Here is a 15,717-nt window from a genome sequence, read left to right as displayed (position 1 = left end):
TTTCGAAAGTCAAGCGCCGTAGCGGCTTTTCTTTCGCAGCGGGCTGGTTCAAAACCCAACTCACTGACCCTCTGGCGTCATCCGCCGTGCTGGTGAGGGCGCATTATAGAGATCCACCGCCAGCTGGCAAGGGAAAAACCGAGAAAAAACCAGACTTTTGCACCGTTCGCCTAAACCCCGAACAAACACACAACTTACACACACAATTATCCACAAGCCCAGCGTTAATCCGAGCCATTCCCTCTTTGCTGCACCGCGTTTTTACGCCGATTTTACGCCAGTCACCTGCACCTTTATGGCGACTTTACGCCCCTCTTATCTAGGATCTCGCCGACCAATCCAATCACGGAGTCACTATGAGCTGGCTTTATCTGTTGCTGGTGATTGCCCTCACCGTTTACCTGACGCGTGCCCTGGCACGTTCGCACGAGTGAAGGAACACAAACCATGTGGCAAACCTATCTCTACCCCCTAACCTACCTGCTGCTGATCCTACTGCCGGCGCCACTGCTCGGCCGCTATATCTATAACGTATTCGAGGGCAAGACCCACTGGCTTGGCCCCATCGAGCGCCTCACTCTGTTTATATGTGGAAGCGACGGGCGCGAGCAGCATTGGCGAGGCTACCTGCAGAGCCTGCTTGCGTTCAATCTGGCCGGTTTCCTTTTACTGTTCATCATTCTCATCGCTCAAGGGGCCCTGCCATTCAATCCGGAGCAGCTGCCAGGCCTGAACTGGTCGCTGGCCTTTAATACGGCCGTCAGTTTCATGACCAACACCAACTGGCAGGCCTATTCAGGAGAGACCTCCCTCTCCTATTTCAGTCAGATGGTGGGATTAACGACCCAGAACTTCGCCTCGGCTGCCACCGGAGCCGCCGTCGCGGTCGCCCTGTTTCGCGGTATTGCGCGCCAGCAGACCACCAGCCTCGGCAACTTCTGGGTCGATTTGGTGCGTTTCAATCTCTATATCCTGCTGCCGATGGCGTTGATCATGGCCCTGCTGCTGGTGTGGCAAGGGGTACCCCAGAGCCTGAGCCACTACCTCTCTTTCATCGGCGTTGAAGGCAATGAGCAGGTTCTGCCGCTCGGCCCTGCGGCCTCTCAGATCGCCATCAAGCAGCTGGGCTCCAACGGTGGTGGCTTCTTCGGCATCAACTCGGCCCATCCGTTTGAAAACCCGACCGCGCTCAGCAACTGGCTGGAGATGGTGGCCCTGCTAAGCCTCGCCGCCGCTATGGTCTTCACGCTGGGTCGCTATGTGAAAGACATGGCCCACAGCCGCGCCATCGTGATCACCATGACCCTGCTGTTTTTGACCGGGCTGTGCATCACCCTGGGCCAGGAGCTGGCCGTCGACCCCAACTTGCATCAACTGACCACTCAAGCCGGTAACTGGGAGGGGAAAGAGAGCCGCTTTGGCCCCATCCTCTCTTCAATCTGGGCAGTGGCCACCACCTCGGCCTCCAACGGTTCGGTCAATGCCATGCACGACAGCCTCACCCCCCTTGGCGGCATGGTGGCCATGTTCAACATGCTGCTCGGTGAAGTGATCTTCGGCGGTGTCGGTGCCGGCATCTACGGCATGCTGCTGTTCGTGCTGCTCACCGTGTTTTTGTGTGGCCTGATGGTCGGGCGTACCCCTACCTATCTTGGCAAGCGCCTCGGCATTGCTGAAATGAAGTGGGTGGTGGCCAGCATGCTGGTGATGCCGGTCGGTGTGCTGGTACTCGGCGGCCTAACGCTGTTGCTACCCAATGCCGCCACCGTCATCGGTCACCCTGGCCCACACGGCTTGGCGCGACTCATCTATGCCTATGCCTCGGGGGCTGGTAACAACGGCTCAGCTTTTGCCGGTTTCGCCGCCGCCGACAGCGGGCAGTGCATCTTCATCGGGCTGACCATGTTGCTCGGCCGCTTCGGCTATATCGTGCCGGTGCTGGCCATTGCCGGACAGCTGGCGCGAGCTCCCAGACAGGAGGTTAGCGACAGTGACTTCCCGCTCAGTGGCCCGCTCTTCATTACCTTGCTGATCATCACCATCCTGCTGATCGGTGGCCTCTCCTTCCTGCCGGTACTGGCACTGGGACCTATCGCCGAACACCTGATGCTGGGAGCACTCTGATCATGAGTACCTCAATGACCTCGACCGGCGGCCACAAGAAAGGCCAACTAGGTCGCCACAATCCCCTGCTACTGACCGCGGCTATCGAGGCCGTGCGTCGCTTCAATCCACGTGCGCTATGGGGCAGCCCGATCCTCTTCACTCTGTGGCTGTGTGCCGTCATGGCAACGCTCGAATCCCTGCTCGGCCGAACCTTGTCTGGCGTGGCACCGAGCCTGGCCTGGCAGCTGACCACCTGGCTGTGGTTGACGCTGTGGTTTGCCAATTTTGCCGAGACCCTGGCCGAAGGGCGTGGCAAGGCGCGAGCCGACAGCCTCAAGGCGGGGATGAACCAGTTGCAGGCACGCCGGGTGGCGGCACTCGACGACCGCATCGGCGAGTGGGTCGCAGCCACCGAGCTGCGTAAGGGTGACCTGGTACTGGTGTGCGCCGGTGAGACGATCCCCGCCGACGGTGAGGTGATACAAGGCATCGCCTCGGTGAACGAAGCGGCCATCACAGGTGAATCCGCCCCGGTGATCCGGGAGTCAGGTACCGACAAGAGTGGGGTGACCGGTAATACCCAGGTGGTCTCGGATCAGATCTGGATCTGCGTCAGTGCCAATCCCGGTGAGAGCACCCTGGATCGGATGATTGCTCTGGTCGAGGGTGCCAAGCGGCAGAAAACGCCGAACGAGCAGGCACTCACCGCCCTGCTGGTCGGTTTGACCCTCATCTTCCTACTGGTGGTGGCCACTCTGCCCCTGTTTCTCGGCTACAACCAGACCCAGGTGCCGCGCCTCTACCTCATTGCCCTCTTCATCACCCTGATCCCGACCACCATCGGTGGTTTGCTCTCGGCCATCGGTATCGCTGGGATGGATCGGCTGGTCAAGCTCAACGTCATCGCGAAATCCGGCCGGGCGGTGGAGGCGGCGGGGGACGTACGCACCCTGCTGCTCGACAAGACCGGCACCATCACCTTCGGCAACCGCATGGCTGACGAGCTGATCCCGGCTCCCGGAGTGGATGCCGCTCTGCTGGGACAGGCCGCCATGCTGGCCTCACTCGGCGATAGCACGCCGGAAGGGAAATCCATCCTGACGCTGGGAGCCAAGAGCCAGCCCGCCCCCGAGCTGCAAGCGCATGACAAGGTGATCCCCTTCAGCGCCGAGACCCGTCTGAGCGGCCTGGATCGTGATGGCCACCGCTACCGCAAGGGCGCCGTCGACGCAGTGCTGACCTTCCTCGCCATCCGCCGCGAGCAGATGCCCGAACCCCTGCGCCACGCCGTCGAGCGTATTGCCCGCCAGGGGGGAACACCGCTGCTGGTCTGTAGCCAGGATAAGCTACTCGGCGCCGTCTATCTCAAGGACATCATCAAGCCCGGCATCAAGGCGCGCTTTCAGATGTTGCGCCACCTCGGCATCCGCACCGTGATGATCACCGGCGACAACCCCCTCACTGCCGCCGCCATTGCGGCCGAGGCCGGGGTCGATGACTTCATCGCCGAAGCCACCCCGGAGAAGAAGCTGGCCTATATCCGTCAGGAGCAAGGCGATGGCCGGCTGGTCGCCATGTGTGGCGACGGGGCCAATGATGCCCCGGCCCTGGCCCAGGCCGACGTCGGGTTGGCCATGAATGAGGGCACCCAGGCCGCCAAGGAGGCGGGCAACCTGGTCGATCTTGACTCCAACCCGACCAAGCTGCTGGATGTGGTGCAAGTGGGCAAACAGCTGCTGGTGACCCGTGGCGCCCTCACCACCTTCTCGATCGCCAACGACCTGGCCAAGTATTTTGCCATCCTGCCGGCCCTGTTTGTGGCCGCCTACCCGCAGCTCGGTGTGCTGAACCTGATGCAACTGCACAGCCCCGAGAGTGCCATCCTGTCAGCCATCATCTTCAACGCTCTGGTGATCGTGGCGCTGGTGCCGCTGGCCCTGCGGGGAGTCAGTCTCAAGGGCTCCGCCGCCGAGCTGCTGCGCCGCAACCTGCTCATCTACGGCGTGGGGGGGCTCATCGTCCCCTTCGTCGGGATCAAGCTTCTCGATGTGATAGTGACCGGCCTCGGGCTGGTATAAGGAAGAGAGACCATGATCGCCATTCGCACCCTGCTGGCCCTGACCCTGCTGCTCGGAGTCGGTTATCCCCTCGCCGTGACGGGCCTGGCCCAGTGGCTCTTTCCCTGGCAAGCCAACGGCAGCCAGTTGCACAACGCCGAGGGGCGACTGATCGGCAGCGCCCTGCTGGCCCAGCCCTTTCATGAGGCGAAATACTTCACCTCCCGCCCCTCGGCCAGCGACTTTGCCCCCCTCGGCGGCAGCGCCAGCAACCTGGGCATGAGCGCCCCCGAGCGGCGCGCCTTTGCCGAGCGCCAGGCTAACGCTGGCTTCCACGACGCCACCCTGCTGACTCGCTCCGCTTCCGGGCTCGATCCGCACCTGCCGCTGGCCGCCGTGCTAGAGCAGGTCGAACGGGTGGCCAAGGCCCGCGGCATGCAGCCGGATCGACTGGCGGCCTGGGTTCGATCGCGGCAGGAAGCTGGTATTCTGGGGCCGTCTGTCATCAATGTGCTGGAGCTGAACCTGCTCCTCGATAAGGATCACCATGCGTGATGATGTGCGGGCCGATGCCCTGCTGGCGAGTCTGGAGAACGAACAGAAGGGTAAGCTGAAGATCTTTCTCGGGGCCGCCCCTGGCGTAGGCAAGACCTACGCCATGCTGCAAGCGGTGCGGGAACAGGCCAGGGAAGAGGTCGACCTGCTCATCGGGGTGGTCGAGACCCACGGCCGGCGCGAGACGCTGGCCCTGCTCGACAAACTGCCGATGCAGCCACGCATGCCGGTCTATCATCGCGGCCAGCGTCTTGAGGAGATGGATCTCGATGGCCTGCTGGCTCGCAAACCGGCACTGGCGGTGGTGGATGAGCTGGCTCACTCCAATGCCCCCGGCTGCCGCCACGAAAAGCGCTGGCAGGATGTGCAGGAGCTGCTGGCAGCCGGCATCGATGTCTATACCACCCTCAATGTGCAGCACCTGGAGAGCCTCAACGATCTGGTGTGGCAACTGACCGGCGTTCGGGTGCGCGAGACCCTGCCCGACCAGGTACTGCTCGATGCCGACAGCCTGGTGCTGATTGACCTGCCCCCCAAGGAGCTGCTCGAGCGGCTGCGCGAGGGAAAGGTCTATGTGCCCCATCAGGCGCGGGCCGCCCTGCAATCTTTCTTCTCACTCAATAACCTCACCGCCCTACGCGAGCTGGCGATGCAGACAGCCGCCAGCCACGTGGAGGGCGACTTACAGCTGCAATGGCAGGCGGCCGGCAAGACCACCCTGCCCCTGCGCGGCAAGCTGATGGTCTGTCTCGGTGATGAGCAGGGCGCCGCGCTGGTGCGCCATGGGCACCGCTTCGCCCAGCGTCGCCAGCTGCCCTGGCTGGTCGTTCACGTCGATACCCGGGGGGAGACATCGACCGAGACCGAGCAGGCGCTGACACTGGCCTCCCAGCTTGGCGCCAAGGTGCTCACCCTCTCCAGCCCATCGGTCGCCGATGCCCTGCTCGAGACGGCCGAGCAGCAACAGGTGTCGCAACTGTTGCTCGGCAAGCCCCACAAGATTCCGTGGCGTCCCTCCCTGGTACAGCACCTGATCCGCGCCGCCCAGGGGCTGGAGGTGACACTGGTCGATCTCGAGCATCACCGCCCCTCCCTCCACCGGTTTGACACCCAGCCAGGCAAACCACACGAGTACCTGCTCTCCCTCGGTATCATGGGCATCACCTCGGCCGGCTCCTGGTTGCTCTCGGAGTGGCTCCCCCCCAGCTCGATGCCGCTGATCTTCGTGCTGGGAGTGATGACCACAGCCCTCAGCACCAGCCTGCTGCCCGCCACCATGGCAGCCCTGCTCGGCTTTGCCGCCCACAACCTGCTGTTCGTCCATCCGCTCTTCTCCCTCACGGTGGACAACCACAGCGATCTGCTGACCCTGCTGGTGCTGCTTATCGTCGGCATGACGGCAGGCCGCCTCGCCTCGCGCCAGCGCCAGCAACTCATCAGCCTGCGCGAGAGCCAGCATCTGGGTAATGCCCTGCTCTCACTGAGCCAGGCACTCACCAAGGCCAACACCCGTGAAGAGGTGCTGCGCCAGGGCAGCAAGGCGATCACCAGAGCGCTCGGAGCTAAAATAAGGGTGCTCGATCAGGAGTATCAGGAGCACAGTGGTAGCGCCCTTCCACCGCCGGGGCAGACCGACAAGGCGGCCATCGACTGGTGCCTGGCCCAAAAGCAGAACGCCGGCGCCCACACCGCCACCCTCAATGCGGCCGAATCCCAGTACCATCCCCTCACCGACGAACTGGTGCTGGGCATCTATCTGAGCAAGCCCCTCTCGGCAGGGGCCGAACGTCAGCTACAGGCCCTGCTGGCTGACATGCGCGCGGCGCTGGCGCGGATCGATCTCGATGAGCGCCTCGCCGACAGCCAATTGCAGGCCGAAACAGATCGGATGCGCGCCGCCCTGCTCTCCTCGGTTTCTCATGATCTCAAAACCCCGCTCTCCACCATCATGGGGGCCGGCAGCACACTGCTGGAATACGGAGAAAGAATTACGCCTGAGGAGCGGACCGAACTGTTGCAGTCGGTACAGGAGGAGGCCAGCCGCCTGCACGGTTATGTGCAGAACCTGCTCGACATGACCCGCATCGGCTCGCCCGACTTCCAGCTCAAGCGGGACTGGGTGGCCATCGAGGATCTGGTCGAGAGCGCCCGCCACCGGCTCGAGGCCTCATGGCGCCAACACAAGCTGCTGATACACATCGATCAGCACGTTCCCCAGCTCTATGTGCACGGCGCCCTGCTCGAGCAGGTGCTGGTCAACATCCTCGACAACGCCTCCCGCTACTCACCGGTAGGCACGCCCATCGAACTCAAGGTGATGCTAGCCTCGCCCGACCTCATCATCGACATCATCGATATCGGGGTCGGTATCGCCGAGTCAGACCGGGACAAGATCTTCAATCTCTTCTACACCCAACCGGTCGGCGACTGCGGCAGCCGTGGAACCGGGCTTGGCCTCGCCATTTCCCGCGCTATGATTGAGGCCCACGGCGGACGGATCTGGGCCTTCCCCGGGCCGAACCGCATCGGTACCTGCATGCGCATCACCCTACCCCTGGCGCTCAACTCACCGGAGACATGATGGCCCATATCCTGATCATCGATGATGAACTCCCCATCCGCCGCTTTCTGCGCATCAGCCTGACCGCCGAAGGCCACCAGGTGAGCGAGGCGGTCAGCGTCGATGAAGGGATGACCCAATACCGCCACCTTCACCCCGACCTGGTGATCCTCGATCTCGGCCTGCCGGACGGCGACGGCATCCAGGTGCTCGAGCGGATTCGTGAGCATCATCAACTGCCGGTGCTGGTGCTCTCGGCGCGGGACTCAGAGCGGGAGAAGGTGCGTCTGCTGGACGCCGGGGCCAACGACTACATGAGCAAACCGTTCGGTATTCAGGAGATGATGGCACGCATCCGGGTACTGCTGCGCCAGCGAGTCGGCACAACCCAGAGCGACTGCCGCGCCTTTGCCGGCTGTGGGCTCAGCATCGACGCCACGAATCACAAGGTGACCCTGCATGGGGAGGATGTGACGCTCTCGCGCAAGGAGTTTGCGCTGTTGCAAGCGCTAGTCTGCCACCCCGGCAAACTGGTGCTGCAAACCCAACTGCTCAACGATATCTGGGGCCCGAGCCACAAAGAGGACACCCACTATCTGCGCATCGTGGTGGCCAGCCTGCGTAAAAAGCTGGGGGACAACCCCCAGGCTCCCCACCTCATCGAGACAGAAACGGGCATCGGTTATCGCTTCATCGGCCAGTAACGTTTCACGTGGAACACGATGACCCCCTCATGACCGCAAACAGGTGAGAAACGCACCTCAACCTCGGGGTTCGGCTTCGGCACGGCTCTTCGTCACCATGATGCTGATATCAGGCTGACGTAGGTTCTCCAGTGCATCGGCCACAACCGCAGCACTGGCATCGCCAACCTCTTGGGTCACTTCCTGCTGCAAGCGGACGAGATCCAGCGCAGGAGGCTCCTGCTCCTGATGGGCAACAGCAAGGGTAGACAGGCACAGCAGCAAGGCGGGGAACAGGCTTTTCATATTGCGCTCTCCAGTGGTATGAGTTTCTCCTCTGCACCCGTTCCAATTCTTGTGCCAAGATATAACCAATTGATTTTCATTGGATATTTAATAAACCTAGGAAATAAAACGACAACAAAGGTGTATTTTTAACCACAACGTGGCATTTCTTACCTGAAGTGGGATGACTCGCCCTGTTCCACGTGGAACGTCGCATTTTTCCCGTCGACACCACCTTTAGCGGTGCGTTAAGGTGGACTGTCTATAACAAACGATTGCAGTGGAACACAGGACAGAGCACCACATGGACTTCTCAATTTTCGGCGAAAAATTCACTCGCCACGCCGGTATTACCCAGCTGATGGATGACCTCAACCAGGGATTAACCAACCCTAACGCCATCATGCTGGGTGGCGGAAACCCGGCCCCGATCCCCGCCATGCTGGAGCAGTTCCAGCAGCAGGCACAGGCCCTGCTCGACAACGGCGAACTGGTCAAGGCCATGGCCAACTATGATGGCCCTCAGGGCAAAGATCGCTTCATTCAGGCATTGGCCGACCTGTTGCATCGTGAACTGGGCTGGGATATCAGTGCCCGTAACATAGCCCTGACCAACGGCAGTCAGAATGCCTTCTTCTATCTCTTTAACCTGTTGGCCGGTGACTTCCCGGACGGCCGAAAAAAGAAGGTGCTGTTCCCGCTGGCCCCGGAATATATCGGCTACGCCGACTCGGCCCTCAGTGATGATCACTTTGTCGCCTACAAGCCAACGATCGAGAAACTGCCGGATGGCCAGTTTAAGTACCACGTCGATTTCGAGCAGCTCGAGGTGAACGATGATATTGGCGTCATCTGTGTTTCCCGTCCGACCAACCCGACTGGCAATGTGCTGACTGATGAGGAGATCGAGCACCTCGATCAGATCGCCCGCGCCAAGGGTATCCCACTGCTCATCGACAACGCCTATGGCGTCCCCTTTCCCGGTATCATCTTCAGCGAGGTGAAACCGTTCTGGAACGAGAACACCATTCTGTGCATGAGCCTCTCCAAGTTAGGGCTGCCAGGCACCCGCTGCGGTATCGTCATCGCCCAGGAGCCGATCATTGAGGCCATCACCAACCTGAGTGGCATCATCAATCTTGCTCCGGGCGGACTGGGGCCAGCCATGACCATTCCTATGATTGAAAGCGGTGAAATCATTCGCCTGAGCGAAGAGGTGGTGAAGCCCTTCTATCGGGAGCGGGCCGAGCTGGCAGTACGCCTGCTGCGTGAGGCCATTCCCGACCCACGCTTCCACATCCACAAGCCGGAAGGCGCGCTGTTCCTCTGGCTCTGGTTTGAGGGATTGCCAATCCACTGTGCCGACCTCTATCAGCGCCTCAAGGACAAGAACCTGCTGATCGTCCCCGGCCACTACTTCTTCCCCGGCATCGACGATCCCAATTGGCGTCACAGTCAGGAGTGCATCCGTCTCAACTATGCCCAGAGCGAAGATCTGGTGCGCCGCGGCATCGCCATCCTGGCCGAAGAGATCAACCACCTCTACGCCAGCTAAATACGCAAAAGGCCTGCAATCGCAGGCCTTTTTCTCTTCGTACCGACCGGTTATTTGGCTGATGGCAGTGCCAAGGTTTCAGCATTGCCAATGGCAATCTGACGCGGCTTCAGTGGCTCAGGCAACTCACGGGCCAGCTCTATCTGCAACAGGCCGTGCTCGAGTCTTGCCCCCTGCACCTCGACATGCTGGCTCAGCTTGAACGAGAGCTCGAAGTCCCGCTCAGCAATTCCCTGATGGAGGAAGGTGCGTTCCCCTTCCTGCGGATGTTTCTGTCCCTTGATCTTCAGGGTGCCCAGCTCAGTCTCCAGGATCAGTTCATCACGCTCAAAACCGGCCACCGCCAGGGTGATCAGGTAGCGATCCTGCTCCAGCTTCTCGATGTTGTAAGGTGGCCAGCTGGCGCTCTTCTGCTCGAACAGCCCCTCCAGCTCGCGGGCCATCCGCTCGAAACCCACCACGTTGGGATACAAAGAAGAAAAGTCGATTCGCATGTCTCTATCCTCATTCAAGCAATAGATAAGTTGTCGGGCCCGAAGCACCCGGTCACGTTCCGTTGGGAAAAAGAGGCTCAGCCGTTGATTTCAATCCGGCGCGGCTTCATCGCCTCAGGCAGCTCGCGTACCAGCTCGATGTGCAGCAGGCCATTCTTGAGATCCGCCCCCTGAACGCGCACGTAGTCAGCCAGTTGGAAACGACGCTCGAAACCACGTTCAGCGATCCCTTGATAGAGGTAGTTGCGCTCTGGATCAGCCTGCTTGCTCCCCTTCACGGTCAGCAGGTTTTCTTGAAAACCGATCTCGAGCTCTTCTTGGGTAAAACCAGCCACCGCCATGGTGATGCGATAGTCATGCTCACCGAGTTGCTCGATGTTGTAGGGGGGATAACCACCGTTACCGTTGTTAGCAGCCGATTCGATCAGATTGGCGAGACGGTCAAAACCGATGGCAGAGCGATAGAGCGGAGAAAAATCGAAGTTACGCATTAAATTACCCTCTTTTGAGCGATAACGAATGTTTGCCCTCATAATCGACGGGCCCTGTGGTCGAAACCTCTGTTGAGCATTCCGGCCTTGTTACCTATATAGGGGCTCGAATTTCCCTTTCAAGGGGGCGACCCAATAATGCGGATATTCAGGCAGTGATCTCTATGGCAGGTGCATACAACGGGTTGTCTCTGCCTCTCTCCTAGATGTGACGATGGCCCTGGATGATGTGTTTCACGTGGAGCAATATCTGCGCGCCACAAAACAAAAAGCCGCTCACAAGGAGCGGCTTTTTCATGTCGACAGAGCGATCAGACGTCGAGGTTGGCCACGCGCAGGGCGTTGGTCTCGATAAAGTCACGACGCGGCTCAACCGCATCGCCCATCAGGGTAGAGAAGAGCTGGTCTGCACCAACCGCATCCTCAATGGTGACGCGCAGCATACGACGAGTGTCCGGATCCATGGTGGTCTCCCACAGCTGCTCCGGGTTCATCTCACCCAGTCCCTTATAACGCTGGATGTAGATGCCACGCTTGCCTTCATTCATCAGCCACTCGACCCCTTCAACGAAGCTGTCTACCGGCTTAACCTTCTCACCACGCTTCACAAAACCACCTTCCTCGATGAGGTTGGCAATCTCACCCCCCAAGGCCACCAGTTGCTGGTACTCGGGAGATTGCAGGAAGTCGTGGCTGAGCGGGTATTCACGCTCGATACCGTGCTGACGAACCTGAGCGACCGGAATGAAGAGGCTACGCTCCTCATCACGCTGCGGGCTCAGGTTGTACTGTATGCCGCTGGTGCCCTCGTTGAGCACGGCATTGACCCCATCACACCAGGCCTTGAGCGCAGATTCGTCGGTCAGCAACTCATCGACCAGCGCCGGATGGTAGATCAGTTGGTTCAGCACCAACTCAGGGGCCCGGCGGGACATGCGGCCAATCAGGCTGATGACACTGCGATACTGGTTCACCAGACGCTCGAGTGCCGCACCGGCGATGGCCGGAGCCGACTCGTTGACGTGCAGGCTGGCATCTTCCAGTGCCATGGTGGTCTGGTATTGCAGCAGCGCATCCTCGTCTTTGAGGTATTGCTCCTGTTTCCCCTTCTTCACCTTGTAGAGTGGCGGCTGGGCGATGTAGACATAACCACGCTCGATGATTTCCGGCATCTGGCGGTAGAAGAAGGTGAGCAGCAGAGTACGAATGTGGGCACCGTCGACGTCCGCATCGGTCATGATGATGACATTGTGGTAACGCATCTTGTCCGGGTTGTACTCGTCCCGGCCGATGCCACAACCCAGCGCGGTGATCAGGGTACCGACCTCCTGAGAGGAGATCATCTTGTCGAAACGCGCCTTCTCTACGTTCAGGATCTTGCCTTTGAGCGGCAGAATAGCCTGGTTCTTACGGTTGCGGCCCTGCTTGGCGGAACCGCCCGCAGAGTCACCCTCCACTATGTAGAGTTCAGAGAGCGCCGGGTCTTTCTCCTGGCAGTCGGCCAGCTTGCCGGGCAGCCCTGCGATGTCGAGAGCCCCCTTGCGGCGGGTCATTTCGCGAGCCTTGCGGGCCGCCTCACGAGCGCGGGCCGCATCGATGATCTTGTTGACCACGATCTTGGCGTCGCTCGGGTTCTCCAGCAGGAACTCGGCCATCTTCTCGCCCATCGCCTGCTCTACGGCAGTCTTCACCTCGGAGGAGACCAGCTTGTCCTTGGTCTGGGAGGAGAACTTGGGATCCGGCACCTTAACCGAGATCACCGCAATCAGGCCTTCACGCACGTCATCACCGCTGGCGGCAGACATCTTGGCCTTCTTGCTGTAGTCCTCTTTGTCCATGTAGGTGTTGAGGGTACGAGTCAGAGCGGTACGGAACCCTACCAGGTGGGTACCACCATCCCGCTGTGGGATGTTGTTGGTAAAGCAGTACACCCCTTCCTGATAGCCATCGTTCCACTGCATGGCGACTTCAACACCGATGCCATCCTGCTCGGTGGAGAAATGGAACACCTTGGGATGGATCGGGGTCTTGCTCTGGTTCAGATACTCGACGAAGGCCTTGATGCCCCCTTCGTAGCAGAAATTAATCTCGCGGCCATCACGCTCGTCGCTGAGCACGATGGAGACGCCAGAGTTAAGGAAGGAGAGCTCGCGCAGGCGCTTGGCCAGGGTCTCGTAGTGGAACAGGGTGTCGCTGAAGATGGTCGGGCTCGGCCAGAAGCGCACTTCAGTACCGGTGGTGGTGGCATCGCCGATCTGCTTGAGCGGCGCCTGCGGCTCACCCAGCTTGTAGGTCTGCTCGTAGACATGACCCTGACGACGAATGGTCAGCTTGAGGGTATCGGACAGCGCGTTCACCACGGAGACACCCACACCGTGCAGACCACCGGAGACCTTGTAGGAGTTATCGTCGAACTTACCGCCGGCGTGCAGCACCGTCATGATGACTTCAGCGGCGGAACGCCCCTCTTCCGGATGGATATCGACCGGGATGCCACGACCGTTGTCGCGCACCGAGACCGAGCCGTCGGAGTGGATCTTGACCTGAATCTCACTGCAGTAGCCAGCCAGTGCTTCATCGATGGAGTTGTCGACTACTTCGAACACCATGTGGTGCAGGCCCGAGCCGTCGTCCGTGTCGCCGATATACATCCCCGGGCGCTTGCGGACCGCATCCAGGCCCTTCAGTACCTTGATACTCGAGGAGTCGTAACTGTTCTCACTCATAGCTTGTCTCTGCCTTCTTGGGTTCGGAGATCTTGCCTTGTTCCACGTGGAACAACTTGCACTCGCCGGCGTCCATCATGTCCACCAGCTGCTCAATATCGATGGCGGTGATGAACACCTGGGAGGCACACTCCCTCAGCCGGGCCGCCAGTAGGCGACGCTTCTCGACATCCAGCTCCGAGGCAAAATCGTCAATTAAAAAAATGCAGCCACGACCGCCATGCTCGCGCAGAAACAGTCCCTGGGCCAGCCGCATAGCACATACCAGCAGCTTGAGCTGACCCCGGGAGAGAATATCCTGGGCAGGCACACCGTTGGCCTTGAGGCGAACATCCGCCTTCTGGGGACCGACGCCGGTGTAACCCAGCGATTTGTCCCGCTCAAATCCCGCCACCAGCAACTCGTCCAGCGGCGTATCCTTCTCCCAGCCCCGGTAGAAACCGAGACTGATCTCAAATTCGGGCAAGAAATCGGCCGTCATCTCCTTGATGAGAGGAGAAATGGCCTGACAGTAATTGGCGCGCAACTGGGCCAATTCATTACCGAGCCGGGTCAGTTCCTGATCCCAGAACGCCAATTGACGATACTGGGTCACGGTGCGCAGCAGGGCGTTACGCTGTTTCAGCAACCGTTTCACCCTTCCCCACAGCGCCAGAAACCCCGGTTCACTGTGGAACAGCCCCCAATCGAGCCAAGCCCGCCGTGGCTGCGGCCCGCCAGTCAACAGGTTGAAGCCATCGGGGTGGATCAACTGTACCGGCATCAGCTCGGCCAGTTCGGCCAGCGCCTTGGCCGGCGCCCCATCGATGCGGAGCTGGGTCTCGCCACTCTTCTCCTTGGCGAGGCCCACCGGCACGGCTCGCCCCTCCTGCTCCATGCGAGCAAACAGGGTAAAGGCCTTCTCACCCTGGCGGATCACCCGCCCGGTGAGATGGGTACGAAACGAGCGGCCCAACCCCAGATAATGAATGGCCTCCAGCACGCTGGTCTTGCCACTGCCGTTGCGCCCGACCAACACATTGAGGCCGGGCGACAGCTCCAGGCTCGCCTGCTCGATATTACGAAACTGGCTGAGCTGCAGTCGGAGCAGGGTCACGGCTAGATCCGCATCGGCATGACCACGTATTGGGCGTCCTGGCTCTCCAGGTCCTCAATGATGGCACTGCTGACGGAGTCGCTCAGGCTGATCCGAATCTGCTCGCATTTTAACGTATTCAGCACGTCGAGCACATACGAGACGTTGAAACCAATCTCCAGCTCGGAGGCATCGTACTGAACATCGAGCAGCTCTTCTGCCTCTTCCTGCTCCGGGTTATTGGCGGTGATACGCAGCAGGTTCTCCTGCAGGTTCAGACGCACACCACGAAACTTCTCGTTGGAGAGGATGGCGGCACGGGCAAAGGCCTGGCGCAAATCCTCACGGCCGGAGATGAGCGCCTTGTCGCCGCCACGCGGGATGACGCGGCGCCAATCCGGGAAACGGCCATCCACCAACTTGGAGGTGTAGATGAACCCATCGAGCACGGCACGCAGGTTGCTGCGACCGACTTGCAGACGAACCGGCTTGTCTTCCGCCTCCAGCAGACGCACCAGCTCGAGCACCCCTTTACGCGGCAAAATAACCTGATGATCGGGCAGCGGATTCTCTACCACTTCACGACGGCAGGTGGCGAGACGGTGGCCATCAGTGGCCACGGTACGCAACCCCTGCCCCTCGGTTTCGAACAACATGCCGTTGAGGTAGTAACGCACATCCTGGCTGGCCATGGAGAACTGGGTCGCCTCAATGAGGCGCTTGAGTTCCATCTGGCTGATGTCGAACTCGAGCACGGATTCCCAATCCTCGATGTTCGGGTATTCATTGGCCGGCAGGGTGGAGAGATTGAAGCGAGAGCGGCCGGAACGGATGATCAGGCGCTCCCCCTCGGTGGTGAGGTGAATGTCGGCCCCTTCCGGCAAGCCGCGGCAGATATCCAGCAGCTTGCGCGCCGGCACCGTGGTGCGGCCATCTTGACTCGCGCCAATGAGTGGCACCTGACCAATCATCTCAACCTCTAAATCCGTGCCTGTCAGCGAGAGTAAGCCATCGCTCACATTGAGCAGCACGTTACCGAGGATCGGCAGGGTCGGTCGGCCACCGAGGGCGCCGGACACCAGTTGCAGGGGACGTAACAGGGCCTCGCGGCTGATTTCGAGCTGCATCTG

The 15,717-nt window shown here is 60.5% G+C and carries 13 protein-coding genes; 7 read left to right on the top strand and 6 right to left on the bottom strand.

Translation table 11 applies throughout. The features are described 5' to 3' along the window. From BN1134_RS20195 to BN1134_RS13010, 6 genes are all read left to right on the top strand, one after another. Positions 1 to 323, top strand: a 323-nt coding sequence (locus tag BN1134_RS20195) for a hypothetical protein (protein WP_232300648.1), incomplete at its 5' end; no start/stop codon positions are given. Between the two features lie 124 nt (positions 324 to 447). Next, a complete protein-coding gene (gene kdpA, locus BN1134_RS13030; RefSeq protein ID WP_042047720.1) occupies positions 448 to 2,124 on the top strand; it encodes a potassium-transporting ATPase subunit KdpA in 1,677 nt (558 codons plus the stop codon). Beyond that, positions 2,121 to 4,184, top strand: a complete 2,064-nt coding sequence (gene kdpB, locus BN1134_RS13025) for a potassium-transporting ATPase subunit KdpB (RefSeq protein WP_415857804.1) — start codon at positions 2,121 to 2,123, stop codon at positions 4,182 to 4,184. Before kdpA ends, kdpB begins: the two co-directional genes overlap by 4 nt. Positions 4,185 to 4,196: 12 nt before the next feature. After that, on the top strand, positions 4,197 to 4,718 hold the full coding sequence (locus tag BN1134_RS13020; RefSeq protein WP_042047718.1) for a potassium-transporting ATPase subunit C: 522 nt from the start codon (positions 4,197 to 4,199) through the stop codon (positions 4,716 to 4,718). After that, positions 4,711 to 7,299 carry a sensor histidine kinase gene (locus BN1134_RS13015; RefSeq protein WP_042047717.1) on the top strand — a complete coding sequence of 863 codons (2,589 nt, stop codon included), beginning with the start codon at positions 4,711 to 4,713 and terminating at the stop codon, positions 7,297 to 7,299. Before BN1134_RS13020 ends, BN1134_RS13015 begins: the two co-directional genes overlap by 8 nt. After that, a complete protein-coding gene (locus BN1134_RS13010) occupies positions 7,299 to 7,982 on the top strand; it encodes a response regulator (RefSeq protein WP_042047715.1) in 684 nt (227 codons plus the stop codon). Before BN1134_RS13015 ends, BN1134_RS13010 begins: the two co-directional genes overlap by 1 nt. A gap of 57 nt (positions 7,983 to 8,039) precedes the next feature. On the opposite strand, the gene BN1134_RS13005 is transcribed toward BN1134_RS13010, so the two are convergent. Continuing rightward, complete coding sequence (locus tag BN1134_RS13005; RefSeq protein WP_042047714.1) at positions 8,040 to 8,267, bottom strand: hypothetical protein; 228 nt, start codon at positions 8,265 to 8,267, stop codon at positions 8,040 to 8,042. Positions 8,268 to 8,550: 283 nt separating this feature from the next. Between BN1134_RS13005 and BN1134_RS13000 the strand changes: the two genes are divergently transcribed. Further along, positions 8,551 to 9,801, top strand: coding sequence for a valine--pyruvate transaminase (locus tag BN1134_RS13000; protein ID WP_042047713.1), 1,251 nt, complete (start codon positions 8,551 to 8,553; stop codon positions 9,799 to 9,801). 50 nt (positions 9,802 to 9,851) lie between these two features. Here the strand turns inward: BN1134_RS13000 and BN1134_RS12995 are convergent, their stop codons facing one another. From BN1134_RS12995 to dnaN, 5 genes are all read right to left on the bottom strand, one after another. Continuing rightward, positions 9,852 to 10,295 carry an Hsp20 family protein gene (locus tag BN1134_RS12995; RefSeq protein ID WP_042047711.1) on the bottom strand — a complete coding sequence of 148 codons (444 nt, stop codon included), beginning with the start codon at positions 10,293 to 10,295 and terminating at the stop codon, positions 9,852 to 9,854. Positions 10,296 to 10,372: 77 nt separating this feature from the next. Beyond that, positions 10,373 to 10,786 (bottom strand): Hsp20 family protein, encoded by a 414-nt coding sequence (locus BN1134_RS12990; protein ID WP_042047708.1) that lies wholly within the window; start codon positions 10,784 to 10,786, stop codon positions 10,373 to 10,375. 311 nt (positions 10,787 to 11,097) lie between these two features. Further along, entirely contained in the window at positions 11,098 to 13,512 is a 2,415-nt protein-coding gene (gene gyrB, locus BN1134_RS12985) for a DNA topoisomerase (ATP-hydrolyzing) subunit B (RefSeq protein WP_042047706.1), read from the bottom strand. Continuing rightward, on the bottom strand, positions 13,505 to 14,608 hold the full coding sequence (gene recF / locus BN1134_RS12980; RefSeq protein ID WP_042047705.1) for a DNA replication/repair protein RecF: 1,104 nt from the start codon (positions 14,606 to 14,608) through the stop codon (positions 13,505 to 13,507). Before recF ends, gyrB begins: the two co-directional genes overlap by 8 nt. Positions 14,609 to 14,610: 2 nt before the next feature. Beyond that, a complete protein-coding gene (gene dnaN / locus BN1134_RS12975; protein WP_042047704.1) occupies positions 14,611 to 15,714 on the bottom strand; it encodes a DNA polymerase III subunit beta in 1,104 nt (367 codons plus the stop codon). Between the last annotated feature and the right edge of the window lie 3 nt (positions 15,715 to 15,717).

The organism is Aeromonas simiae (assembly GCF_000820125.1).
In the GTDB taxonomy this organism is placed as follows: Bacteria; Pseudomonadota; Gammaproteobacteria; order Enterobacterales; family Aeromonadaceae; genus Aeromonas; species Aeromonas simiae.
This window is presented reverse-complemented; position numbering and strand designations above follow the sequence as displayed.